This is a genomic window from Actinomyces sp. 594 (assembly GCF_019325145.1).
Lineage (GTDB): Bacteria > Actinomycetota > Actinomycetes > Actinomycetales > Actinomycetaceae > Actinomyces.
Genome location: NZ_PIZC01000021.1, coordinates 98,382 through 123,019 on the forward strand (window position 1 = coordinate 98,382; position 24,638 = coordinate 123,019).

At 69.5% G+C, this 24,638-nt stretch carries 21 protein-coding genes and 2 riboswitches; of the genes, 9 read left to right on the forward strand and 12 right to left on the reverse strand.

Annotated elements, in window-relative coordinates; all coding sequences use genetic code 11:
• The 10 genes from GZ998_RS13470 to GZ998_RS13300 form a co-directional block, all read right to left on the reverse strand.
• The coding region (locus tag GZ998_RS13470; RefSeq protein ID WP_219109026.1) for a helix-turn-helix domain-containing protein at positions 1-135 on the reverse strand (135 nt) is incomplete at its 3' end.
• Between the two features lie 6 nt (positions 136-141).
• A complete protein-coding gene (locus GZ998_RS03240) occupies positions 142-783 on the reverse strand; it encodes an AAA family ATPase (protein ID WP_219109009.1) in 642 nt (213 codons plus the stop codon).
• A gap of 23 nt (positions 784-806) precedes the next feature.
• Complete coding sequence (locus tag GZ998_RS03245; protein ID WP_161923538.1) at positions 807-1,652, reverse strand: class II fructose-bisphosphate aldolase; 846 nt, start codon at positions 1,650-1,652, stop codon at positions 807-809.
• 88 nt (positions 1,653-1,740) lie between these two features.
• The gene (locus tag GZ998_RS03250) at positions 1,741-2,178 is read right to left on the reverse strand and encodes a hypothetical protein (RefSeq protein ID WP_219109010.1); all 438 of its coding nucleotides are present in this window, start codon (positions 2,176-2,178) and stop codon (positions 1,741-1,743) included.
• 10 nt (positions 2,179-2,188) lie between these two features.
• The gene (locus GZ998_RS03255) at positions 2,189-3,481 is read right to left on the reverse strand and encodes a PTS sugar transporter subunit IIC (RefSeq protein WP_162679783.1); all 1,293 of its coding nucleotides are present in this window, start codon (positions 3,479-3,481) and stop codon (positions 2,189-2,191) included.
• On the reverse strand, positions 3,478-3,786 hold the full coding sequence (locus GZ998_RS03260) for a PTS sugar transporter subunit IIB (protein WP_161923541.1): 309 nt from the start codon (positions 3,784-3,786) through the stop codon (positions 3,478-3,480). The genes GZ998_RS03255 and GZ998_RS03260 overlap by 4 nt, the downstream gene beginning before the upstream one ends.
• A gap of 58 nt (positions 3,787-3,844) precedes the next feature.
• Positions 3,845-4,300, reverse strand: coding sequence for a PTS sugar transporter subunit IIA (locus GZ998_RS03265; RefSeq protein ID WP_162679782.1), 456 nt, complete (start codon positions 4,298-4,300; stop codon positions 3,845-3,847).
• A 192-nt stretch (positions 4,301-4,492) separates the two neighbouring features.
• Positions 4,493-5,317: a S9 family peptidase gene (locus GZ998_RS03270; RefSeq protein ID WP_161925242.1), complete on the reverse strand. Its 825-nt coding sequence runs from the start codon at positions 5,315-5,317 to the stop codon at positions 4,493-4,495.
• A gap of 172 nt (positions 5,318-5,489) precedes the next feature.
• Complete coding sequence (locus GZ998_RS03275) at positions 5,490-6,350, reverse strand: PspA/IM30 family protein (protein ID WP_161923543.1); 861 nt, start codon at positions 6,348-6,350, stop codon at positions 5,490-5,492.
• A gap of 268 nt (positions 6,351-6,618) precedes the next feature.
• Entirely contained in the window at positions 6,619-8,694 is a 2,076-nt protein-coding gene (locus tag GZ998_RS13300; protein WP_308807147.1) for a TPM domain-containing protein, read from the reverse strand.
• Between the two features lie 292 nt (positions 8,695-8,986).
• On the opposite strand from GZ998_RS13300, the gene GZ998_RS03285 reads away from it, so the two are divergent.
• Positions 8,987-9,904 (forward strand): type 1 glutamine amidotransferase, encoded by a 918-nt coding sequence (locus tag GZ998_RS03285; RefSeq protein ID WP_219109015.1) that lies wholly within the window; start codon positions 8,987-8,989, stop codon positions 9,902-9,904.
• A gap of 124 nt (positions 9,905-10,028) precedes the next feature.
• On the opposite strand, the gene GZ998_RS03290 is transcribed toward GZ998_RS03285, so the two are convergent.
• On the reverse strand, positions 10,029-11,003 hold the full coding sequence (locus GZ998_RS03290) for an NADP-dependent oxidoreductase (protein WP_219109016.1): 975 nt from the start codon (positions 11,001-11,003) through the stop codon (positions 10,029-10,031).
• A 539-nt stretch (positions 11,004-11,542) separates the two neighbouring features.
• Positions 11,543-13,255 (reverse strand): DNA repair helicase XPB, encoded by a 1,713-nt coding sequence (locus tag GZ998_RS03295; protein ID WP_219109017.1) that lies wholly within the window; start codon positions 13,253-13,255, stop codon positions 11,543-11,545.
• Positions 13,256-13,413: 158 nt separating this feature from the next.
• Between GZ998_RS03295 and GZ998_RS03300 the strand changes: the two genes are divergently transcribed.
• The 8 genes from GZ998_RS03300 (at position 13,414) to GZ998_RS03335 (ending at position 24,572) form a co-directional block, all read left to right on the forward strand.
• Positions 13,414-15,777, forward strand: coding sequence for a helicase-associated domain-containing protein (locus GZ998_RS03300; RefSeq protein ID WP_219109018.1), 2,364 nt, complete (start codon positions 13,414-13,416; stop codon positions 15,775-15,777).
• An 80-nt stretch (positions 15,778-15,857) separates the two neighbouring features.
• Positions 15,858-17,108 (forward strand): DUF3027 domain-containing protein, encoded by a 1,251-nt coding sequence (locus tag GZ998_RS03305; RefSeq protein WP_308807148.1) that lies wholly within the window; start codon positions 15,858-15,860, stop codon positions 17,106-17,108.
• A gap of 112 nt (positions 17,109-17,220) precedes the next feature.
• Positions 17,221-18,693, forward strand: a complete 1,473-nt coding sequence (locus GZ998_RS03310) for an NCS2 family permease (protein WP_219109019.1) — start codon at positions 17,221-17,223, stop codon at positions 18,691-18,693.
• Positions 18,694-18,882: 189 nt separating this feature from the next.
• Positions 18,883-20,211, forward strand: coding sequence for an MFS transporter (locus tag GZ998_RS03315; RefSeq protein WP_219109020.1), 1,329 nt, complete (start codon positions 18,883-18,885; stop codon positions 20,209-20,211).
• Positions 20,212-20,379: 168 nt separating this feature from the next.
• On the forward strand, positions 20,380-21,057 hold the full coding sequence (locus tag GZ998_RS03320; RefSeq protein ID WP_162679774.1) for a metal-dependent transcriptional regulator: 678 nt from the start codon (positions 20,380-20,382) through the stop codon (positions 21,055-21,057).
• 176 nt (positions 21,058-21,233) lie between these two features.
• A riboswitch (cyclic di-AMP (ydaO/yuaA leader) is annotated at positions 21,234-21,379 on the forward strand.
• A 1-nt stretch (position 21,380) separates the two neighbouring features.
• Positions 21,381-22,148: a C40 family peptidase gene (locus GZ998_RS03325; protein ID WP_219109021.1), complete on the forward strand. Its 768-nt coding sequence runs from the start codon at positions 21,381-21,383 to the stop codon at positions 22,146-22,148.
• 366 nt (positions 22,149-22,514) lie between these two features.
• Positions 22,515-22,666, forward strand: a riboswitch (cyclic di-AMP (ydaO/yuaA leader).
• A 5-nt stretch (positions 22,667-22,671) separates the two neighbouring features.
• Positions 22,672-23,475, forward strand: a complete 804-nt coding sequence (locus tag GZ998_RS03330) for a C40 family peptidase (RefSeq protein ID WP_161923550.1) — start codon at positions 22,672-22,674, stop codon at positions 23,473-23,475.
• 155 nt (positions 23,476-23,630) lie between these two features.
• Positions 23,631-24,572, forward strand: a complete 942-nt coding sequence (locus GZ998_RS03335; RefSeq protein WP_219109022.1) for a universal stress protein — start codon at positions 23,631-23,633, stop codon at positions 24,570-24,572.
• Positions 24,573-24,638: the final 66 nt, after the last annotated feature.

Sequence of the window (24,638 nt, forward strand, 5' to 3'; positions counted from 1 at the left end):
GTAGTGCTCACTGGCGGCGGTCACGTAGTTGCGGATGGTGCGGGTGGACACTCCCAACCGCGCCGCGAGCTCGCCGGAGGAGAAGGGACGTGGCTCCTCGGAGAGGATCTGCAGCAGATCCTCGAAACTCGTCATGACGGTTCAGCTCCGTGCGGCGATCCAGTCGAGGATCGCCTTATGATCAACGGCGTCCAGGTCCGTGGCGTCCACCTCCAGCAGTTCGCCGAGCCGGAAGGTGTCGTATCCGCGCGTGGTGCAGCGCCGGTAGAACTCCTCACGGGTCAGCAGGCCGCTGGCCCTGCTGCGATCCGTGAGCGAGTCGCCGCGATGGTACCGGTCGACGATGTGTCCCAGATGCCGTGAGGGATCCAGGTCCCGCCGCTGCTGGCGTTCAAACAGCACCTCCAGGTCGGCGGTCAGGCGGATTGTCAGCGCGGTGGCGCCGTGGCGCTCGCACAGTGTCCGCAGCGTCGGCAGCTGCTTCACGCTGAACGGGTAATCGGACAGCACCATCGGTCCGTGTGAGTCGTCATGCATGACCCTACTGTGCGGGGCAGGACTCAACGCGGCTTCAATCTCATCGAAGTAGATCCCTAGTGCTCTGCGCTCCAGGGCCTGTTTCTGCTCGAGGTCGTCGAACCCGTGCTCGTCCCACAGCTTCTCCTTGATGTCGTCGATGGACACCTGCGTGCATCCCGGGAAGCGTTCTCTTATGCGTGCGCACAAGTAGCTCTTGCCGGTGCCGGGCAGGCCCGCGACCAGGACCAGGATTGCTCCCCTCACCGCAGCCTCGCAGTCCGCCGGGTTCATTCGGGACGACGCCCCATGAACAGCGCGATCTTGTGGGCGACGATCTCGCCGACGACGTCGTTGCAGGGCACGATGTTGTTGCGCAGTGAGCTGTTGACCTTGGTGGCCCCGAATGTCTCCTGCGCCTTGCGGGTCCAGCCGACCAGCAGCTCGGTGCCGACGTTGAACTTGCGGATGCCCTTGGCGGTCAGCTCGGGGTAATCCGCCTCGTCTACGCCGGTGCCGCCATGTACCACCAGGGGCACGTCGACGGCGTTGTTGATGCGGCCCAGCAGGTCCAGGTCGATCCGGGTCTTCGACTTGAACTGGCCGTGGTTGGTGCCGATGCTGACGGCGAGCGCGTCGCAGTCGACCTCGGCTAGGAACTGCTGGGCCTCCTCCGGCTGGGTGTACTTGCCCTCACGGTTGCGGATGCCCTCCTCGGTGCCGCCGATGGTGCCGATCTCTGCTTCCACGGAGACCCCGTGCTCGTGGGCGAAGGCGACGACGCGGCGCGACTTGGCCACGTTTTCGGTGAAGGGCAGCTGGGAGCCGTCAAACATGACCGAGGAGTACCCGGCCGCGATGGCGTTGCGGATATCGGTCAGGTCGGTGGCGTGGTCCAGGTGCAGGGCGACGTCGACGATCTCGTCCTCGGCCATCGCCCGGCACACCGCCACCAGGTTCTTCATGCCCACATAGCGGGCGGTGCCGGGCGAGGTCTGGATGATGATCGGGGAGCCCAGATCGCGGGCGGCGCGAATCATGGCTGGGACCATTTCTAAGTTGTGGGCGTTGAAGGCGCCGACGGTGTAACCCACGCGCTGGGCCTCGGCGAGCATCGGGGTGATGGGGATATACATTGGTTGTTTCCTTTTGGGACTTGACGGGTGAACGATTACTGCGGGCTACCGCGGGCGATGCGCCCTGTGCGCGGCGCGCGGCGCCTGCTTAGAACTGCGAGCGCATGACGCGCTTGGACAGGGCGGTCAGCTCGTCGAGCTTCACGGTCCACTGCTGGATGGCGGCGTCGTCGCGGGACTTGGCTGCCTGCTTCAACTGGTCGTTGTAAAGCGTGAGCAGGCCGTTGTAGGCCGGGCCGAACTGCTCGCGGATCGCCATGGATGCCTCGTAACTGCCGATGGCGGCGGTGGCATCGCCCAGTTCCTGCTGGACGCCGCCGAGTTCGTTGAGGAGCTTGATCCGCGCCTCGGGATCGGCCTGTTCCTCCAGCTGTGCGGCCAGTGCGGCGGCGCGTTCGCGCAGGGCCTCCTGGTCGCCGGCGGCGGGTGCCGCGGGGCTCGCGGCGGGCTTGCCTGCCTTGACGCCGTCGGCGGGCTGCGCGGACCGGCGCTCATCCTGGCTGCGGTTTCTGCGGATTAGTCTCATCTCGTAGGCCTCACAGTGCGTTCATGATCGGGCGGACGATGTAGGCGAATAGCAGTCCGGCGGTGATGGTGTCGACGTCGGTCGCGGACAGGTTGGGGAAGCCCAGGTTCATGAAGGTGGTCACCAACAGCGCCGGCAGCAGCGTGATGAACAGTCCGTGAACCACACCGCCGATGATGGCGCCGCGGCGCCCGCCGACGGTGTTGCCGAAGATGCCGGCGGTGCCGCCCGCGAAGAAGTTCGTGAGCATGCCGGGCACGATCACCGCGAAACCGACGGCCGGAAGGGCCACCATGGCGATCAGGGTGCCGATCGTGGTGGTGATGAAGCCGATGACCACCGCGTTTGGGGCGTAGGGGAACAGCACCGGGCAGTCCAGCGCGGGTTTGGAGTCGGGCACCAGCTTCATGGAGATGCCGCGGAAGGCGGGGACGATCTCGCCCAGCAGCAGCCGCACACCGGCCATCAGCACGTAGACGCCGACGACGAACTGGATGGACTGCAGGAAGGCGTACATCATGTAGTTCATGGTGCCGACGTCTTCCGCCACCGGTTCGGGGCCGGCCACTGCCGCGACGATCAGGAACAGGGGAGTCATCACCACGGCGAGGGACATGTAGGTGTCCTGCAGGAACTCCAGCGAGCGGGGGAGCTTGATGTCCTCCGTGGAGGGCTGCTTCTCGACGTTGCGCTTGCGCACCAGCCAGGCGACTCCCGCTTCTACGAGGTAACCGATGGTGCAGAAGTGCCCCAGTGCGATCGCGTCGTTGCCGGTGATGCGGCGCACGATGGGCTGCGCCAGGGCGGGCATGGCCACGCAGAAGAAGCCGCCCACCACGCTGGCGGCGAGGATGAGGCCGGCGCCGCGCAGTCCGGCGGCGTAGCCGAAGATGACGGTCATGGTGGACATCCACAGCAGGGCCTGGCCGGTGAGGAAGATGTACTTCCACGGCGTGAAGCGCGCCAGCAGGATGTTGACGATGAAGATGCCCAGGAAGGCGAGCGCTATCTGCCCGCCCAGGCCCATGTTGTTGGTGGCGTAGCCGTTGACGGCCTCAATGCTCGGCACGATTCCGGTGGTGTGGAATGCCGCCTGAAACATCACGCCGAAGTAGGTCAGCGTGGTGACCAGCACGGCGGATCCCGCCGAGAGCACGTAGAAGCCGAGAATGGTCTTGAACGTGCCCATGATGACGGCGCCGACACCCTTTTTCTGCAGGATGAGGCCGAGCATGGCGATCAGGCCGATGATGATCCCGGCCTGGGTGAGGACGTTGTTGATAATCCAGTTGATTACGCTCATGCCTGGGCCGCCTTCTCCTGCACGACCGGGAGGAGCTTGGCGGCAATCTCGGTCTTGTCTACGATGTTCTTCAAGAACACGAACGAGATGCCGGGGTCGAGCTCGTACTTCTCGATCGTGGGCTTGAAGTTCTCCGCGGATACGATGATGTCCGCGCGCACGCCAGGAATCCCGGAGATGGCCTCGTGTCCGAGGTTGGCGCGGACGCCCGCGGCGGTGAGGACCTCTTCGGCCTCCATCTGGCAGGCCAGGCTGCTGCCGAGCCCGGCGCCGCAAATGAAGTAGATGTCGAGTGGTCTGGTCATGGGATACTCCTTCGTGTCTTGACCTTGTGGCGTGAGATGGGATGCGGCGAGAACGGGGTCAGCGGCCGCCACGGAGGATTCGCTGGAACTCTGCGACGGTGCCGGCTGCTACCAGTCGTTCCTGCAGAGGCCGATTGCCTGCAATGGCGACGAATTCCCGGAGTGCTTTGAGGTGGGAGTCGTCATCGACGGCCGCCAGGCAGAAGACAATGTCGACGGGGTCGTTCTCCGGATGGTTGAAACTGACGGGGTCCGCCAGGGTCATGACGCTCATCGCCTGGCGCACCACTCCCGTCTCGGGCCGCGCGTGGGCGAGGACCAGATGTGGCGAGAGCACGATGTACGGGCCGAACCGGTCGACGGCGTCGATCATTGAGTCGACATATGCCGCGGTGATGGAGCCGTCCGCGAGAAGCGGCTGGGCGACGGCGGCAATCGCCTGTTGCCAGGTCGTCACGTGCTGGTGGATGATCACGTGATCATCGGTGATCAGGTCGGTCAGTGCTGTGCTCATGCGTTTGGTCCTCCGTGCGCATGAGTATCGAAGCGAGCGGTGTGAGCTGGCCAACAGAAGTTTTTCCGCCTCGGGGGCGCCCTGGCGGAAAAACCAGGCGGCGTCCGTGCGCTCGGCGATTGCAACCGACCTCGGTGCGTAACGTCTACCGACCTCGGCGGGGCGGGAGGGTGCGCAGGTGCGCGGCGTGGCTCACCGCAGGCGGCGGGTCACCCACTCGGTACTCAGGCGGGCGATCTCGTTTGCGGCGTCGTCTCCCTCTGCTTGCACCTGGTGCAGGCGGCTGCCTTCGGGCAGCAGCGGGAATGCGGCGGCAGCTGCCTCGGCGGTGTCGGGCATCTCCTCGCTCAGAGCACCGTGCAGCATAAGGATGGGCCAGGGCAGGTCGGCCATGGTCTTATCGGGCGACTGGAGCGAGACATCGGCGAGAGTCTCCTTGCTCACTACGTCCCACTCGCGTGAGTTCGGGTTGTCGTCGGGTAGGCGCGTAAGCCCGTGCCGGTCCAGTTCGTCGAGCTGCTCGGGGGAGAAGACGTTCTCCCACAGGATCGACTGCGGGCCGACTACGGCCCCGGCGACTACTGCGGTGCGCACCTGTGCGGGGCGGGCGAGTAGGGCGGCGGTGGCGCCGAAGCCGTTGGCGTGGATCGCCTGGCGGACGTAACCGCGGTTGGCAAGCCAGGCGGATACCGCTTGTAGGTCCTCGATCTCGCCGGCGAGGGTGATCACGTCATCGTCGGACTCGCCCAGCCCGGAGAAGTCGAACTGGAGCGTGGCCAGGCCCGCGCGCCGGTACTGCTCCGCCAGCTTGTCCAGGCGGTGCTCCAAGCCGTGCTGGTCGGTGAGGAAGTCGTGGGCGAGGATGACAACGCCTTCTTCGCGCGGCTCGACTGCCTGACCGCTGCGTATGGCGGCGTCATCGAATGCGTCAGGGTCGAATGGGGCGGCGCCATCGGGCAGGCGCATCGTGGCGGCTAGGTTGATGCCACGGGCAGTGTCGATGCGCAGATTGGCCATGGCTCCCATGGCTTCAAGTTAGGTCAAGACCTCCCGTAAGTCACGGGTGCAGGGCCTGTGACCAGGCCGATTGCGCTGCCAGCGTGATGATGCCGACTCAGCGTCAGTTGTGGACTGGATGGCCGACGCGCGAGCCGGTATGAGGCCGCCGCACGGCCTGCCCGGCACGGGCTCAGTAGGAGGAGGCACCGTCGTCGGTCTCGGCGTCCTGCGCGCCCTCGCCGCCCTTAGCGCCTTCGGCCTTGAGCGCCTCGAAAGCGGCGTCGACATCCCCATCGGTGATCTGCGCAGCGGCGGGAGCGCCGGGCAGCGCGGTGTTGTTGCCGGCCTTCAGCGCAGCCAGCCGGGCCTCGGCCTCCAGCTGCTGGTCGGCGGACTCCAGCTCGGCGAACTGGGCCTCCAGGGAGGCTCCGGCAATCTCCATCTGCCCGGCGGCCTGAGCCTCGACGCGACGCACCTGGTCCTCGTAGCGGGCGAGCTCGCTGGTGGGATCCATGACGTTGATCGAGCGGATCGCGCCCTGGACCTTCACCTGCGCCTCGGCGTTCTTCTGCCGGGCGACCAGCTGGTCGCGCTTGGACTGGAGCTCACTGAGCTTGGCCTCCATCTGCTGCAGGCCGGTCTTGAGCTGATCGACGACCTGCTGCTGGGAGGCGATCATCGGCTCGGCCTGCTTGGCCTCGTTCTCGGCGGTGATCTGCTTGGTCAGCGCGATCTTCGCCAGCGAGTCCCACTTGTCGGCCCCGGCGGCGTCCCCGCCCGCGCGCAGCTCGTCGGCCTTACGGGAGGCGGCCAGCGCCTTGTTGCCCCAGTCCCTGGCCTCGGCCAGGTCCGCGTCGTGGTCCTTCTCCGCCAGCCGCAGGTTGCCGATCGTCTGGGCGACGGCGTCACGCGCCTCGGCGATGGACGCCTTGTAGTCGCGCACCAGCTGGTCGAGCATCTTCTCCGGATCCTCGGCGCGGTCGATGAGGGCGTTGATGTTGGCGCGGGTGAGCTGGGCGATGCGGCCCAGGATCGACTGCTTCTCAGCCATGTGTTTCCCTTCGTCATGCTCGCCCGGTGGGCGAGGCGTCGGTGTGCGATTATCCGCACGGACTGTATGTGCTGACTATGAGCGCGCTCCGCGCGGCCGCGACTGCTCAAGAGCTGGGGTCGGCCGCACAGTACCGGAGTCATACTTCCAGGAAACGACGCCGCGTTCCTGCACAATGACGGGTTTCACCGTGAGGATCACCGATCCGGTCAGGGCCCGGCCCATGGCGCTCAACGTGGCGGTTCGGCTTGCGGGTAGGGCGGTCGGCTCAGAAGCGGCCGCCGCCACCGCCGAAGCCGCCGCCACGGCCGCCCCCGAAGGAACCCCCTCCGCCGCCGAAGCCGCCTCCGCGGCGGCCGCCAGGAGAGCCTCCTCGCGGGCCACTGAATCCACCACTGAATCCACCACTGAATCCGCCGCCGCGCGGCGGATGCGGCGGGCGCGGGCCCGTGCCCCAGCCGCCATAGTTGCGGCCGCCGCCCAGCAGGATGCCACCGAGCACCAGCGACCCCAGGTCGATGCCGCCCTGACTGGATGAGCCACCGGAGCCGGGGCCCCAGGAGCCGGACCGGCGCACGTCCGCCTCTGCCAGGGCCTGCGCCTGCGCCACCAGCGACTCCCCGGAGGCGACCTCGGCCAGCGCCGCCGCCGGGTCGGTGTTCTGCATGGAGGTGGCTGCGGCGGCGTGCCGGGAGGCCTCTGCCAGGGCGGTGCGCGCGGGAGAGCCGACGGCGCCGCGGTAGCTGGTGATGTAGGAGGTCACGGCGGAGATCTGTGAGTTGAGTCGACCCAGGCGCGACACCAGCGAGGCGCGGGCACGCGAGTCGTTCTCCTCCTTCGCCCGTGCCGGTGCCAGGGCGGCGTCAAGTGCCGACTCCGCGCGTTCCAGGTGGTCCAGGGCAGCCAGCGGGTCGCCGTCGGGATTTGCGGCAGCACGGCCCTGCGCTACCGCCGCCTCGGCGTCGGCCACCAGCGGCTGCAGCGATGCCGCGGGCACCTGTCCCGCCAGCCGCCGAGCATCCACCAGGTCGGCGGAGATGGAGGCGATAGCCGCCTCCAGGTCGTCGTCGGCCCGCTCCAGCCGCTCGCGCACACCGCTCACCTGCCCGGCCAGATCGCCCGCCTGGGCGATCGAGGCCTGGGCGATGCGCACCTGCTCGACGGCGGTGGACTGGTTGCCGGAGTCCACGCTGGCGCGGGCCTGGTCCAGCGCGGTTCGGCCCGCATCAACCAGCTTGCGGGCGCGCGCGGGCGCCTCGGAGACGGAGCTGAGCGCACTGTCCGGGTAACTGGCGTGCAGGGTGACCAGCAGCGTGTCGGCCGCGGTGATGGCCTGCTCCGCCTCGTCGGCCCGCTGGGCGGTCTCCGCAATGGAGCGGGGCAGGTTCTCCTCAATGCCGCGCCGCTCCTTGAAAGCCGCCTCCTGCGCCTGGATGGCGGCAGTGGCCTCGTCGCAGCGGGACAGGATCTCCTGGCACAGCTGCCGCTGGCGGGCCTCGTCCCCGGGGGCGTCGTCCAGCTGGCCGCGCAGCTCGAAGGCCCGTGCCACCTGCTCCTGGGCGGTGGCCAGGGCGGCGGTGAAGGCGTCGGTGGCGGACAGGCCGAACTGGGCCTGCGCGTAGGACAGCTCCTCGGCGGCCGAGCGCACGGCGTCGTCGGTGCTCACCAGGGTGGAGCCGGCGCGGGTGCGCAGCTGTTCCAGGGGCTCGGCGGGCTGGACGGCGTTGCCGACGCCCTTCTTCCGCTTGCGGCTGCGGCTGTAGGCGACGGCGCCCACGGCGCCGGCCCCGGCGATGGCCAGGCCTGCCCCCAGCGCGGCGCCCGAACCTCCCGAGCCGGAGCCGGCGGCATCGGCGATGGCAGTCACGGCGCCGTCGTAGTCCCCGCTCGACAGGGCCTGCCGGATGTCGCCACGTACGGACTCGAGCTTGGAGTCACTCCACACCGAGTCGTCGGCCGAGCCGCCGAAGGCGAAGCTGTTGGCGCCATCAGCGGGCAGATTGATCACCAGCAGCAGGTCGGTGGTGCCGAACCCGGAGGCATCCCAGGCCTTGGCGGCGTACTGCTCGGCGGTCTGGGACTCATCGCTCATGGTGACGATCCACAGGCCAATGCCGTCCCCGGCCAACTGGTCGACCGCCTGCTGCGCCGCGTCGTCGTCGAGGATGCCGGCGTCGTCCGTGACATGGCCCGCGATGCGGGTCGAGACCTCGGCCCGGACGGTGCTAGCGGCGCGGCCGATGGAGGCAGCGGCGAAGGCGTGGGGCCCGGCCTGCGGTGCGGCGGTCGCCGTTGGGACGGCTGCGGTCGCGGCTATGCCGCCGAGCAGCGCGGCGCCTAGCACGATTCGGATGGTGCGGCGCGCAGCGGGCACACTTGAGCGCGGCGCAGCTCCGCGGGCCCCGCGAAAGCCGCCGGAAGCGGTGGCGCCCGTGAACGGGCTTACATTTGATCGCATCGGGAACATCGTCCCCGGCGAGGAGGATGACGGCAAGCGGTTTCGCCCCCGGCACGTCAGTTCAGGTGACCCGGGGCGCAGCTCAACCGCCTCTGGGCGGGAGGAGACTGCGCGGCCAGCGGCAGGCACGTAAGGCCTCAGGTTTGCGCAGGCTGCGCTCGCGGCTTCAATAGTCCCCATGACCAAAGCTGCCGTTCCAACCGCGGCGAGGGTTCTTCCCTCCGCCACCGGCATGACCGTTACAGTGATTGAACCCGAGCCGCAGGCGCCCATCGGCCGCCTGCGCGAGTGGCTGACCGCGGAGGGCCTCACTGTGCGCATGGTGCGTCCCGAGGCCGGGGATCCGCTGCCGGACCTGGACGAGTTGGGCGACGGCCTGGTGGTGCTCGGCGGCCCCATGAGCGCCCACGCCGAGGCCGACCACCCCTGGATCGCCCCGCTGCGCGACCTGTTGCACGGCGTCGTAGAGACACGGGTGCCAGCTGTCGCTATCTGCCTGGGCGCCCAGATCGCCGCCGAGGCCATCGGCGGTGCTACCGCCGCTCCGTCGCCGCATGGCACCGAGCGCGGCGTCGTGGAGCTGGAGCTGACCGCGGCCGCCCTCACCGACCCGCTGTTCTCGGAGATCGTCGACGAATCCGTGCGCGCCGCCGTGCGCGCTGGCATCCCCACCCACGACGGCACCCGGCTGCCGGTGCTCGTCTCCCACGACGACGGCGTCGTGAGCCTGCCCGAGACGGCCACGCTGCTGGCGTCCTCCGCGGGCGCGCCGGTGCAGGCCTGGCGTGCCGGCCGTCTGCTGGCGCTCCAGCACCACCCGGAATCCACGCCCGAGCGAATGGAGCGCGTGGAGTCGCGCACAACCGCGTGGAAGCTGGGCGCGGTTGCCGACGTGGAGGAGCTGAGCCGCCTTTCCGACGCTGATCTTCCTGCCGAGGCGCTGGCCGCCGGCCGGCGCGTGCGCGCCGACGCGGAGCGGGCCGAGCCTGTGGTGCAGGCGTTTGGGCGGGCGCTCGCCCGCGTGCTGGCGCGTCAGGTCCGCGCGCATCGCCTGCGCAGCGCCTCTTCGGATGTTCGAGCCGATGTTGACGCCTGAGCTGATGTTGGCTAGCAGTTTCCGGGACCGGGTCGTTTGCGGCAAGACAGGTTGACGCTCACGGCGCGGCCTTCTCGTCGTTCTCGTGCCGAGTCCGTGACGCGCGTACTCGGATGCTGGCCGGTCAGCTGATGTCGACGAGGACCTTGCCTTCTCCGTGCCCGGTCTCGACCAGGGCGTGTGCCTGGGCGATCTCGCCCAGGGGGAAGCGGGCCCGGATCACCGGGTTCAGCAGGCCAGCATCGACCAGCGCGGCTACCTGGTCCAGCGCCGTCCGGCTGGGCTTGACTGACAGGAACACGATGCTCGGCCCGGGAAGGATCTTGCTGATGACGCTCGCGGCGATGCCGGCGGGTGAGGTTGTGACCATCCGGCCCGTGCGTGCGAGCGTACGGCGCAGGGCCCACAGGCTCTGGCCGGTTGTGTCGAGGACCGCGTCGTAGTGGCCGGTAAGCCCAGACCACTGGACCGGGTCGGGGTCGAACCGAGACTCGGTGCCGAGCCGCTGAAGCAGCGCCTCGTGGTGCGCCGAGCTGATGGTGTCCACGACCGCTCCGCGTGCGCGGGCCACCTGGACCGCGGCACTGCCCACGCCACCAGCGCCACCCACTACCAGCAGACGGGAGCCCTCCCTGACTTTCAACTCATCCAGTGCCTGCCACGCCGTCACGGACACCAGGGGGAGCGCAGCCAGGTCGGCAAGCTCGAGAGAGACCGGAGCCGGAGCTGCCAGCTCAGCGGTTACGGCGATCTGGGTGGCGGCGGTTCCGTGCTTACCTAGTTGGTCAGTGCCTAGGAATCCCCACACCCGCTGCCCGGGGGAGAAGCCGGCGACCTGCTGGCCAACCTCGGTCACCTCGCCGCTGAAATCCAGCCCGGTGGGCTGGGGCAGGTGGCGACCGGTCATGAACTTGCTCTGCCCGGCTCGGGCGCTGGTGTCGATCCGGTTTACGCTAATGGCGGCAACCTTGATCACGAGCTCGCCTGGTCCCGCCGAGGGGGCAGGACCGTCGATGACGCTCAGTACCTCGGCCGAGCCGAAGCGCTTGTATTGGGCGGCCACGATGGTGCTGCCGACTGTATTCGGGTGGGTAGTCATGTTCTTCTCCTAGTGAGATGTGGGTGAGAGTTGCTGGACGAGCTCGGGGTTGGGCAGCCGCCTGGCTATGGACGCTCCTCCACGCGCCGACGCAGCCTGACTGAGATGCACTCGGCCCTTCAGGTGGCCTGCCATCGGCTGCGGGTGCCACGATGCCCCCTGCGGAAGGCCGCGCAGCGCCAACCTGCCCCGCGCCCGCGCGTCAAGGGTCCCAAAAGTGACCATCTCTCGCCACTTTCCCCCGACACGTCCCGGCAGCCGCCCGCTCGTAGCGGAGTTTTCCGCATTCTGGCGCCACATGCTCGTAGCGCTCCCCGCGTCCGATTCTTCAAAGTGGCGAGAGATGGACACTTTTAGCGCAGCGTGCCCCTGAACCGAGTCCAAATTGGGGTCCGGGACAACAGGCACGCTTCCTGGCAGGCAGCAGGAGGCGGTCACCGGTTTGCCAAGAGGCGTAGCCGACCGTTCCGCACACGCCCTCACACCGTCGGGCAAACCAGCACCCACCACACCCACAAACCAGAGGAGCCCCGTAACGGTTACCTGAGGTCACGCAGCCCTTCCAGGTCCTCGGCGTCTACGACCTCGTAGGCATAACCCTGCTCGGCCAGGAAGCGCTGCCGGTGCGCGGCGAATTCCTGGTCCACCGTGTCCCGGGCAACCACCGTGTAGAAGTGCGCCTGCCGCCCATCTTCCTTGGGGCGCACGATCCGTCCCAGCCGCTGCGCCTCCTCCTGCCGCGACCCGAAGGAGCCCGACACCTGCACCGCCACCGAGGCGCCGGGCAGGTCGATGGAGAAGTTGGCGACCTTGGAGACCACTAGCGTGCTCACCTCCCCGGAGCGGAAGGCGTCGTAAAGGCGCTGGCGCTCGCGCACCGTGGTCGACCCGGTAATCAGCGGCGCCCCCAGGTGCTCGGCCAGCTCCTCCAACTGGTCCACGTACTGGCCGATCACCAGCGCCGACTCCCCGGCGTGCCGGGCCAGCAGGCCCTCGACAATCCGCAGCTTCGCCGGCGTGGATGCGGCCAGTCGATAGCGCTCGTCGGCCTCGGCGGTGGCGTAGGTCATTCGCTCCCCGGCGTCCAGGGTGAGTCGCACCTCCGTGCACACGGCCGGGGCGATCCAGCCCTGGTGCTCCAGGTCCTTCCAGGGAGCGTCATAGCGCTTCGGGCCGATCAGCGAGAACACCTCATCCTCGCGCCCGTCCTCCCGCACCAGCGTGGCCGTGAGCCCCAGCCGGCGGCGCGCCTGCAGGTCCGCCGTCATGCGGAAGATCGGGGCGGGCAGCAGGTGCACCTCGTCGTAGACGATCAGCCCCCAGTCGCGAGCGTCCAGCAGGTCCAGGTGCGGGTAGACACCCTTCCGCTTAGTGGTCAGCACCTGGTAGGTGGCGATCGTGACCGGGCGGATCTCCTTGCGCGAGCCGGAGTACTCGCCGATCTCATCCTCGGTCAGGGAGGTGAAGCGCAGCAGCTCCTGCTTCCACTGGCGCGCCGAGACGGCGTTGGTCACCAGGATCAGCGTGGTGGTGGAGGAGCGGGCCATAGCGGCCGCCCCCACCAGGGTCTTGCCGGCCCCGCACGGCAGCACTACGACGCCGGAGCCTCCCGCCCAGAAGGCGTCCACCGCCTGGGCCTGGTAGGGGCGCAGGGCGAAGGCGCCCTCGACTCCCGCGGCCACATCCGCCGCCGAGTCCTTGAGCGTGATCGGGTGCGCCTCGCCATCGACGTAACCGGCCAGGTCCTCCGCGGGCCATCCCAGCTTGATCAGCTCCTGCTTGAGGTGCCCGCGCTCGGAGGGGTGCACCACCACGTCCGCGTCGCCCAGCCGCGCCCCCAGCAGGCCCTTGGTGCGCTTGGAGCGCATGACCTCCGCCAGGACGGGGGCGTCCGTGGCGTGCAGCACCAGCCCGTGTGCCGGGTCGGTCACCAGCTGCAGCCGACCGTAGCGCCCCATGGTCTCGGCGATCTCCGTCAGCAGCGAATGCGGCACCGGGAACCGGGAGTAGGTGATGAGGACGTGGACCACCGTCTCCGCGTCCAGGCCAGCAGCGCGCGCATTCCACAGGGCCAGCGGCGTAATCCGGTAGGTGTGAATGTGCTCGGGGGCGCGCTCGAGCTCGGCGAAGGGCGCGATGGCGCGGCGGGCGTCGGCGGCGTCGGGGTGGGCGACCTCCAGCAGGACGGTCTTGTCGCTCTGGACGATCAGGGGGCCGTCGGGCAGGGCGGGGGAGCGGCGGGAGTCTGGCATGGCCGGGAGTATCGCAAGGGCGCGGCGTCCGGCGCCGTGACGCAGCAGACGCCTTCACCGGCAGCGGAGCGACGCCTGCGGCCCGCTCCGGGCGAAACTGTCTAAGAACAGCATGATCCCGAGCGATTCGGCGGTCTGCCCGCGGTAGATTAAAGCGGATGAGCACGCAGCATCCGGGCGCCGGGAGGCCCGAGCCCGTACCCGGCACCACGGCCGAGCAGCTGGCCGCCCACTTGACGGCCCTGCCTGACCGCGACGTCGCCGCCCTCCTTGCCGCCCGCCCCGACCTGGTCTCCCCGCCCTCGTCATCGTTTACGGCCCTCGCTGCCCGTGCCGGCGCCCGCCCCAGCGTCGAGACTGCTCTGCGTGACCTGGACTCCGTCACCGTGGCTGTTGCCGAGGCGGCAGTAGCCCTGAGCTCAACCGATCCCGTGCTCCTGGGTCACGCCCTGTGGCTCAGCGCCAATGACGTCGCCGCCCGCCTGGCCGTGCTGACCCGACTGGCCCTGGTCATACAGGCTGGCCCCGTGCCTGGGCTCGTGGACGCATTCGGCCCGTACCCGTTCGGGCTCGGGCCGTGGGCCGGCGGCCCGCTCGCCGACGATCAGCTTCCGCCCCCGCTGACCGACTTGGAGCAGCAGGCGCAGGACGATCCGAGCATTGCCGTGCTCAAGGCGCTGGCCTGGGGCCCGCCGGTCGGCACCCTCGGCGCCGGGCACCGTTCCGACGGCGCCTCCGAGCTGGTCGCGCGCGGCTGGTTGGAACGCAGTTCCGACTCGGCCGGGCGCACGCGCTTCATCCTGCCGCGTGAAGTCGGCCTAGCCCTGCGCGGGGGGCGCCTGGTCCGCACGCCGCTGGTGGCCCCGGGCAGTGACGATTTGGACGTGCTGGCCCCGGAGGCCATCGCTGCCGAGGCCACCAGTCACGCGGAGGAGGTGGTTCGCCTGACCCGCGAGCTGCTGACCGAGTGGGGGCGCGAAGGCGGCCAGATACTGCGCACCGGGGGCGTGGGCGTGCGTGCGCTCGACCGCACCGCCGCCGCCCTAGGGCTGGAGCGCACCGCGGCCGCCACCATCATCGAGCTCGCCGCAGCAGCGGACTTGCTCGGCCTGGACGAGGCCGGCGCCGCCTGGGTACCCGCAAGCACGGCATCCGCCTGGCTGGAGGCAGAGCTGCCCGAGCAGTGGGCCGCGCTCGCGGTCGGCTGGGCCGCCTCGGCGCGCACTCCCTGGCTGGTCGGTACTCGCTCCGACGACGGCGTCCTAAGGCCGGTTCTGGGCACCGACGTGGAGGCCGCCTGGGCGGGCAGGCTCCGGCGCCGCATCCTCACGCTGCTCGCATCACTGCCCGAGGGAACCGCCGTGGACGCGCCGTGGGTGCGCGATGCGCTCACCTTCGCCCGTCCCCGCCGCCAAATCCCCGACGGGGCCGTTACGGCCGTGCTTGCCGAGGCGGAATTGCTCGGCCTGACCGGCGGCGGAGCGCTCAGCCGCGCCGGAGGGGTCCTCGCCTCCTCGTCGCAGGTTCCCGCGGTGGGGGACACCGACGCCGCTGACGCGGCCCCCACCGATGAGACGGCCCCGCCGGCGGAGACCAATGGGCAGGTGCTGGCGGCACTCGAGCACGCTTTGGCTGCGGACCTGCCCGCCGACGTTGGCATCCTCCTGGTGCAGTCTGACCTGACCGCGATCGTCCCCGGCCGTCCCAGCCGCGCCCTCGCCCAGGCCCTGGAACGAAGCAGCGTGGTGGAGTCGCGCGGCGGTGCGCTGACGGTCCGCTTCACCCCCGAGTCAGTGCGTCGCGCCCTGGATGCCGGCTGGTCTGCCGAAGAGCTGGTCCAGAGGTTGTCCCGGTTCAGCCCCAGCCCGCTGCCCAGCGCGTTGCGGGTCCTGATCGATGATGCCGCCCGCCGTCACGGCGCGGTGCGCGTGCGCGAGGTCGCCAGTGTCCTGCGCGTGGCTGATGCTGCCGTGGCCGCGGGGATCGTCGCCGACGCCGCGCTCAAGCACCTCGGATTGGACGAGGTGGCGCCCGGTGTCATTGTGTCCGCGGCGCCCGCCGGGGTGGTGCTGCGCGAGCTGCGTGCCACCGGGCTGGCCCCGGTGCTGGAGGATGGGCAGGGTCGGCTGTTGGTCTCCGAGAGCCCCGGTGTTGGCCGCCGGGCTCCCGCCCCGGCGTCGGCGCGCCCGGGAAATGAGCACGCAGTCAGCCGCCGCCGTCCCGGACGCCGTGAGCTGGCCGCCCTGGTCGGCCGCCTGCGCGCGGGGGAGGAGGCGCGCCGCACCTCGGATGGCGGCGCGGCGGCTGCCACCGACCCGGTGCATGCGTTGGCACTGCTGCGTCAGGCGCGGGCCTCGCGGGCGCGGGTGCGGCTGCGCCTGGCCGGTCCCGACGGCACCCAGCAGGAGCGCACCGTGCGGGTGCTCGCCGTAGAACCCGGCCGGGTGCGCCTGGCCGACCTGGTACGGGAGACCGAGCTGACCGTCGCTGTCCACCGGATCGTCACGCTCGAAATCCTCTGAAGAGCCTGCCTCCGCGGCGTCTGCCGCGCCGGGACCCGGCGGAGGCAGCCGGGGCTGGACCTGCCGCTTACACTGGAACCGTGATTGACGCAGCGACTCAGACGTCGAAGAGCCCGGCGAGCGGAGCAACAGCGCCTGCGGATGCGGCCGCGGCAAGCGCCCGCCCGGGCGCCCTGCCGACGGCGGCGCAGCGTGCAGCCGCCGCCAAGGACAAGGTCCTGACCTCCAAGGCAGCGATCGAGGCCGCCCGGGCCGCACTGGGTGAGATCACCGAACCGGTCAGCGTCGGCCAGTACGCCGCCTCTCGTCAGCTGGACAAGCGGCTGATCACCCACCTGTTCGAATGCAACCTCGCCGGCTACCGCGGTTGGCGCTGGGCCGTAACCATGACCCGCCCGCCCCGCGGACGCACCGCCACCATCTGTGAACTGGAGCTGCTGCCCGGAGAGGACGCCCTGCTCGCCCCCGCCTGGGTGCCGTGGGCGGACCGGCTGCAGCCCGGGGATGCCTCCCGCTCCGACCGGCTGCCCCGGCGCGAGACCGATGAGCGGCTCGAGCCCGGCTGGGAGGCCACCGGTGACGAGGGGGACGCCGTCGCCCTGGACGAGCTCGACCTGGGGCGCGCCCGCGTGCTGTCCGCCGAGGGCTACCGCCGCGCCGCCCAGCGCTGGTACGACGGCGACCACGGCCCCGACGCCGACGGCGTGCGCAAGGCCCACGCCACCTGTGCCACCTGCGGCTTCCTGCTGCCGATGGCCGGGCGCCTGCGCAATACCTTCGGCGTGTGCGCCAACGAGTGGGCCGCCGATGACGGCCGCGTCGTCTCCCTGGACCACGGCTGCGGCGCCCACTCGGAAACCGACCTGCCCGATCAGGGCCCGGAATGGCCCGTCGCGCCCTCGCGCCTGGACGACGCCGCCATGGAGCCGCTGGGCACCAACGGCACGGACCTGCGCGGCGGGCGCAGCCGCGCCGAACTCAGCGACCAGGAGGCGGCACCGCAGGACCAGCCCGCAGCCGATCAGACCGAGGCCCCGGAGGCCACCTCCTCCCGGCCCACCGCGAAGGCCGCACGCGACTCCCGTGAGTCGGTTGCCGCGCGGGACTCCGCGGCGGAGTCGACGGCCCCGGACCCGTCCCCGGCCCAGTCGCCGGAGGAGCCGGGGCAGGAGCCGGAGGCCACAGCGGCCTCGCAGCGCGCCGCTTCAGCTCGCGACGCCGTCGCCGACCTGGCCCGCGAACAGCACTCCCACCACGACGCCGCCGCCCAGCCACACGCCGCAGCCGACGCCCTGGCTGCGCTTGAGGCCTCGCTGCCGAAGCGTTCTTGAGCCCTCCGGCGCCCGTCGGAGGCTGGTCCGGCCTGCGGGGCGGCCCTGTCCGGTGTCCCAAGAGGCGACCGGAGTTTCCAGGTTGCGGCTGCGTCTGGGACAATCACGCCACGTGACCACACATACCCCAGCTCCCACAACGTCAGCAGCGGCCGGGGCGGCGGAATCCCGCAACGCGATCGACCGCTTCTTCCACATAACCGAGCGCGGCTCCACGGTGGCGCGTGAAGTGCGTGGCGGCATCGTCACGTTCTTCACGATGGCCTACATCCTGGTGCTGAACCCGCTGGTGCTGTCCACACCGCACGAGGGGATCGCCCCGCTGGGCACGCCCGAGCAGATTGCCGCCGGCACCGCCTTCGTCGCGGGCGTCATCACGATCCTCATGGGCCTGCTGGCCAACTACCCCATGGCGCTGGCCGCCGGCCTGGGTATCAACGCGATGATCGCCTACACCCTGGTCGGCATGAACGGCATGACCTACGCCGACGCCATGGGCCTGGTGGTGATTGAGGGAGTCATCATCCTGCTGCTGGTGCTCACCGGCTTCCGCGAGGCGGTGTTCAAGGCCGTCCCGGCGGACATCAAGACCGCCATCTCGGTGGGCATCGGCCTGTTCATCGCCCTGATCGGCCTGGTGGACGCCAAGGTCGTCCGCGCCGGCGGCACCCCGCTGGAGCTCGGCCTGGGCGGCTCCCTGCAGGGCTGGCCGGTGCTGGTGTTCCTGTTCGGACTGTTCCTGATCCTGGTGCTGCACGTGCGCAAGGTGCGCGGCTCCATCCTCATCGGCATCGTCGCCTCCACCATCCTGGCAGCCCTTATCGAGGCCTTTGCGCACCTGGGGGCATTCGACGCGGAGACCAACCCGACCGGCTGGTCGCTGTCCATCCCCGCCCTGGAGGGCGCCCCCGTCGAGTTGCCGAGCCTGGCCACGCTCGGCCAGTTCAGCCTGCTCGGCAGCGTGGAGAAGGTCGGCGTCGTCTCCGTGGTGCTGCTGGTCTTCTCCCTCATGCTCGCCGACTTCTTCGACACCATGGGCACCATGGTTGCCATCGGCGCCGAGGGTGACCTGCTGGATGAGAACGGCAACCCGCCGCACACCCGCGAGATCCTCGTCGTTGACTCCCTGGGCGCGATCGCGGGCGGCGCCGGCGGCGTCTCGTCCAACACCTCCTACATCGAGTCGGCCGCGGGCGTCGGTGAGGGCGCTCGCACCGGTCTGGCCTCCATCGTCACCGGGGTGCTGTTCCTGGCCAGCATGTTCATCGCCCCGGTCGTCTCCATGGTGCCTTACGAGGCGGCCACCCCGGCGCTGGTGGTCGTCGGCTTCCTGATGATGACCCAGGTGACGGATATCGACTGGAAGACCCCGGAGATCGCCCTGCCGGCCTTCATCACCATCATCATGATGCCGTTCTCCTACTCCATCACCAACGGCATTGGTGCGGGCTTCGTCTCCTACCTGGTAGTCCAGCTGGCCCGCGGCCGGGTCAAGGACATCCACCCGCTGATGTGGGTTGCCTCGGTGCTGTTCGTCATCTACTTCACGCTCGAGCCCATCAAGGCGATCCTGGGCTTGGGCTGACCGCCGTAGCCGGGCGCCGGACGAGCGCCCGGCGTGCATGGGGCGGAGGGGCGACGACGCGGCTACGGTCACGTCGTCGCCCCCTGTCTGTGCGGGGTGTACAGACGTACAATTGACCGCTTCCAAAAATGCGCGCATCCCAGCGGGTGCGCCCGTCGTCACACATTCCACCGGAGTGAACTCCCCACCGTGAGCAACACCTTTGAGTCGCTTAAGTTCCACAACTATCGGATCTGGTTCTTCGCCGCGCTGGTCGCCAACACCGGCACGTGGATGCAGCGGGTGGCCCAGGACTGGCTGGTGCTGCGGATCCTGACTGATGACTCAGCCTCCGCCACGGGCATTACGACGGCGCTCCAGTTCCTGCCGGCCATGTTGTTCAGCGCCCATGCCGGGTTGATTGCGGACCGGGTGGACCAGCGCAAGTTCCTGATGGTGACCCAGTCCGCCATGGGGGCGGTGTCCCTGGCACTGGCGGTAGACGTCCTAGCCGGCCACGCGGCGCTGTGGCACGTGTACCTGGCTGCCTTCGCGACCGGACTCGGATCCGCCTATGACGCGCCGGCGCGCCAGATCTTCGTAGCCCGTATGGTGCCCGCGGAGAACCTGGCCAACGCCGTCGGGCTGAATTCCGCCTCCTTCAACGCCGCCCGGTTACTGGGCCCCGCGGCCAGCGGACTGGTGATCGCCTGGATCGGGCCGGGCTGGGTGTTCCTCGTAAACGCCCTGACCTTCCTGTTCCCGGCGCTGGCGCTGGCCACCATGCGCCTGTCCGAGTTGTACGACGTACCGCGTGCCAAGCGCGCCAAGGGCCAGCTGCGGGCCGGACTGGCCTATATCCGCCACCGCACGGACATCATCGTCATTATCACGGTAATTTCGATCGTCTCCATGTTCACCCTCAACTTCCAGGTGACCATGGCCGCCATGGTGCGCTCCACCTTTGACATGGAGTCCGATGCCTACGGCACCGTCTCCTCAATCTTCGCGGTCGGCTCCCTGGCGGGAGCGCTGTGGGCGGCACGCCGGAAGTCGCCGCGGGTGCGCACCCTGGTGGTGGCCTCCTTCTTCCTGGGGGTCTTCACGATCCTGATGGCACTCGCGCCCAGCTATGAGCTATTCGCGGCCTCCACGATCCCGGTGGGGCTGTGCGTGCTTACGGTGCTCACCAGCGCCAACCAGACCGTCCAGCTGAATACGGAGCCCGCGATGCGGGGGCGGGTGATGAGCATTTACATGATGTTCTTTCTCGGCACCACGCCGATTGGGGCTCCGATCATGGGGTGGGTGTCGGACCAGTGGGGGCCGCGCATCTCGATTCTGGCCGGTGGCGTGGCCGCGATCCTCGTATCCGTGGCCGCCGGCGTCTGGGCGCGGCGCCACTGGCACATCGACTTCGCCTACTCCTCCACCCGCCCCTTCCTGACCACGGTCGGCCCGCGCGAGCGCGCCGGCCTGGCCGGGGGAGGAGAGGGCGAGCAGACGGCTGCCGACGGCGCGCCGGACTCGCGCGAGTGAAACGGCTCGCCCGGCGTCGTCCGCAGTGCCCGCGCGCCTAGGGCGGCGCCCGGTGGGTGGTGGCTCAGCGAGACGTCGATATCCTGTTTGGACACGCGTGCACGTCCCACAGCCGGGCTGCTGCCGGGGCATGCGGCATTGGGTAGCGACCATCGGAGGAGACACCAGATGAGTGAGCTGATCGACACCACCGAGATGTACCTGAAGTCCGTGTACGAGCTTGAGGAAGATGGCGTACTTCCGCTGCGCGCGCGGATTGTGGAGCGGTTGGGGCACTCCGGCCCAACCGTGTCGCAGACGGTTGCCCGCATGGAGCGTAGCGGGCTTATCTGGGTCGCTGATGACCGCTCCCTGCAACTGACAGACGAGGGCCGACGACGTGCCACCGAGGTTATTCGCAAACACCGCCTTGCTGAAAGGCTATTGCTGGATGTGGTCGGAGTAGACCGCAGGCTCGTGCATGACGAGGCTTGCCGGTGGGAGCACGTAATGAGCGAGCAGGTCGAGGACCGGCTGGCGGCGATACTCGATGACATCTCGACCGACCCCTTCGGCAATCCGATTCCGGAGCGGGTTCCCACGCTTCCTTCGCCTGCGGCGGCCGAGATCAGCGCCGAGCGGCTGGTTCGTGACGGTCGCTCCGACGCTGTCATCACGCGTGTGGGCGAGCCGGTCCAGGCCGATGCGGAGCTGATCGCCCGGTTCGAGGATGCCGATCTGCACGCCGGCACTCCGGTGCGGCTGACATCCACAGTCGGAGGCATTCGGGTTGCTCGTCAGGATGATGAGTCGGCCTCGGCACTGCTGCAGGGCTCCCTGACCCGCCACCTGTTCCTGAAGCGCTGATACCGCAGGCGAAGTACTCGCATGCGCTCTCCTCGCGTGGGGGATTCCACAGCCTCAAGGGCGGGGAGAAGTGCCCATTGACGCGGGAACTCCACTACCTTGGAGTCCGCGTTCGGCAATCCGACCGTGGAGAGGCCCGCAGAGCCCAAGCCTGCCGGTGCGAGCCCTCCCCTCCCAGCGATCATTCTCGGCAGGCCCGGGGGAACCACTTCTCCGGCCGCAGCCACTCGGTGGCGGCCTCGGGGTGAAGCCCGCGCGACGCGGGCCGGGCCTCTCCCGCCCGAACCCGACAGCTAACCTCGGCGGCTCACTAGGAGAATTAATTGACTACAAACGTCAAGGCCCGTCACCGCAAGGCTGCCCGCCCGCTGACCCCGTTGACGGATGCTGCTCCGGTTGCACGTCGTGGACTTGCCGTTGCCGCAAGCTCCGGACTGGCGCTGACCATGATCGCCTCCGGTGCGAACGCCGCCGGAGACGACGACGCCATCAGTGAGTCCGCCGGCGCCCTCGGGGAAGCCGGCGTAGCCGTACTGGCTAGTGATGCGCGCGAGGTTGTGACCACGAACGCGGCGATTGCGACAGCTTCTGATGCCGCCTGGGGCTCCGACGTAACCGAGGTCGACGCCGTTACCGCCGCCGCTCCGGTCGTTGAGGAGGAAGCCGACGAGGAGGCGGACTCCTCCGCCGACGCAACCGTGGACTCCGAGGCCACGCAGGCCGATGAGGCGGCCGCCGCAAGCGCTCCGGCCGGGCAGGGAACCTCCGGACAGGGCATGGTCGCGCTGGCCATGCAGTACGTCGGAACCCCCTACGTCTGGGGCGCGTCAGGGCCGTCCGCCTTCGACTGCTCCGGTCTGGTGTCCTACGTCTACGGCCAGTACGGGATCTCCATCCCGCACCAGTCGGGCCAGATCCGCGCGGTCGGCACCCCGATCTCAGCGGCAGAGGCACGGCCCGGCGACATCCTGTGGTGGTCCGGGCACGTGGCCCTCTACGCGGGCGACGGCATGATGGTTGACGCCTCCCCGTCCACAGGCGTGTCTTACCACGCCGTCTACTCGGGAGCCACCTACCTGCGCGTGGGCTGACTCGCTGCTCTCCCTGAGGCCTCCCCTGGGCCTGAGGCGGCTGCATCATTCGCGTATTCACGTATGCGCCGACCTCCGGCGCCGCCCCGCTCCTAAGCTCAGGAGCGGGGCGTCTGCGTTCATGCGTGAGCTCTGCATGTGGCTCGACTCGGCAACCGAGTGGGTCTAGCTGCGCCTGGCCAGGCTGGAGCACGCGAACCCTCGCCGTGCCTGGTTGGCCGCTGCAAGCAGCATGTGCCACTTGTCACGGCGATGTGTGTGATCTCCCCGTGACGGCTACCGGCGACCTCGGGTAACGTATCCACCGTTGCGGAGCTCAAAGGGCCGCAGCACCGGGGACGGGGCTCAATCCTGCCGCTTGCCTCCGGTCGTCATATCCCACATACATGGCAGGAACGGGGGAACCAAACGCGGCTTCGGCCCCCGCCGGAGCCTTGGGGTGAAGCCCGCGCGACGCGGGCCGGGCGTCTCCAGTCCGAACCCGACAGCTCACCTCGTAGGCATCTCAGAGGAGAACCACTACATGACAACAAGCACCTCGGCTCGGCATCGCAAGGCTGCTCGCCCGCTGACCCCGATGACCTCTGTGGCCCCGGTTGCCCGTCGCGGCTTCGCCGTTGCTGCATCCTCAGGCCTCGCGCTGGGCATGATTGCCTCCGGCGCCTCCGCTGCAAACACCAACGAGGCCGCACAGTCTGCCGGCTCGCTCGAGACTCAGGGAGTGGGGGCGCTCGCCGCTGAGGCGCGCACCGTGGTCTCCACCAACGAGTCCGTGCAGGTCGCCGCCTCCGTCGTCGTGCCCAACGACGTCGAGACCGTTGACGCCCCGACTGCCGAGGCCCCCGTCGTTGAGGTCGAGGAAGAGCCGGAGCCGGAGGCCACTGCTGAAGCGGATGCGGTAGTCGAGACCGCTAACGCGGCTGCCGCTGACACGGACACCACGGCGGAGGCCGCGGCCACGACCACCGCAAGCCCCGCCGCGGCGAACCCCTCGGGTTCCTCGGTAGTCTCCATCGCCATGCAGTACACGGGCATGGCTTACATCTGGGGCTCCAACTCCCCGGCTAACGGCGGATTCGACTGCTCCGGCCTGGTCCAGTACGTCTACTCCCAGGTCGGCATCTCCCTGCCCCGCACTTCTTACGCGCAGGGCGCCTCCGGCACGGTCGTGTCCGCCGCGCAGGCGCAGCCGGGTGACATCGTCTACTACGGCGGCCACGTCGGCATCTACGCCGGTGGTGGCATGATGATTGACGCGGGGACGCCGGCCACCGGCGTGTCCTACCGCGCGGTCTACGGTTCGCCGCAGTACGTGCGCGTGGGCTGAGCTAGCAGCTGACTCGCTCCACCTTGTGGGGGCGGCCGGTCACCGTGCCGGCCGCCCCCACATGCTATTTTCAAAACGTGGTTTGGAACACGCTCGCCTACGGGGCAAAATGAGTGTGGTCGAGTAATAGGCGCTCGCAGAAAGGGGCACAACCCATGGCTGAAGACAAGGTCGTCCTCGTCGGAGTTGACGGCTCACCCGAATCCCTGGAGGCGGTCGACTGGGCGGTAGACCGCGCCGGCTGCAACGGCTGGCGCGTTCACATCCTGTGCGCCTACTCCCTCCCATCCTTCACTACGGCGTCCCTTGACGGGGGGTATGCCGCCCTGGACGACTCGGCGGTGCGTGCCGGTGCCGAGGCCGTGGTCAACGAGGCGGTGGCACGCGCGCAGGGCCGTGGCGTGACCGTGACCAGCTCACTGGAAACCGGTGACCCCGCCGGGGTGCTGGTCGACTTGTCCGCGGATGCAGCCCTCGCCGTCGTCGGTACCCGCGGGGGCGGCGGCTTCGCCGACCGGCTGCTCGGGACCGTGTCCTCCGCCCTGCCCGCGCACAGCCACTGCCCGGCGGTGGTCGTGCCGCGGCACACGGAAGGTTCCGCCTTCACCCCGGTCAGGCGCATCGTCGTTGGCGTGGACGGCTCGGACTCGGCCCGCAAGGCCCTGAAGTGGGCGGTGCGCGAGGCTGACGCCTGGGGTGCTGAGCTGACAGCGATTGCGGCCGTACCCATGGCCTCCGGCGCCGGGGCGCTTGCTTGGCTGCCCGCCGCCGTGGACCGCGAGCAGGTGCTGACCGATGTGCGCTCCGGCTTGGACCGGGCCATCGCCGAGGCCACCGAGGGGTACCCCGACGTGGTGGTGCGGCGCCACGCGCTGGACGGAAACGCCGCAGAACTCATGTCTGAGTTCTCCACCGCCGTCGACCTGGTGGTGGTCGGGTCCCGGGGCCGCGGCGGCTTCTCCGGCCTGCTGCTCGGTTCGGTCAGCCAGGCGGTCCTATCGCACGCCTCCTGCCCCGTCATGGTGGTTCCGGCCCGTACCCGGGATGAGGACGTCCGGGTCGGCCGCAACCAGACGACTCCCTGGTCGCGGGCCTGAGCATTACCGGAAGGGGTGCGGCTGGAGCAGAGGGCTCCGGCCGCACCCCGACGGTACTCACTGCCG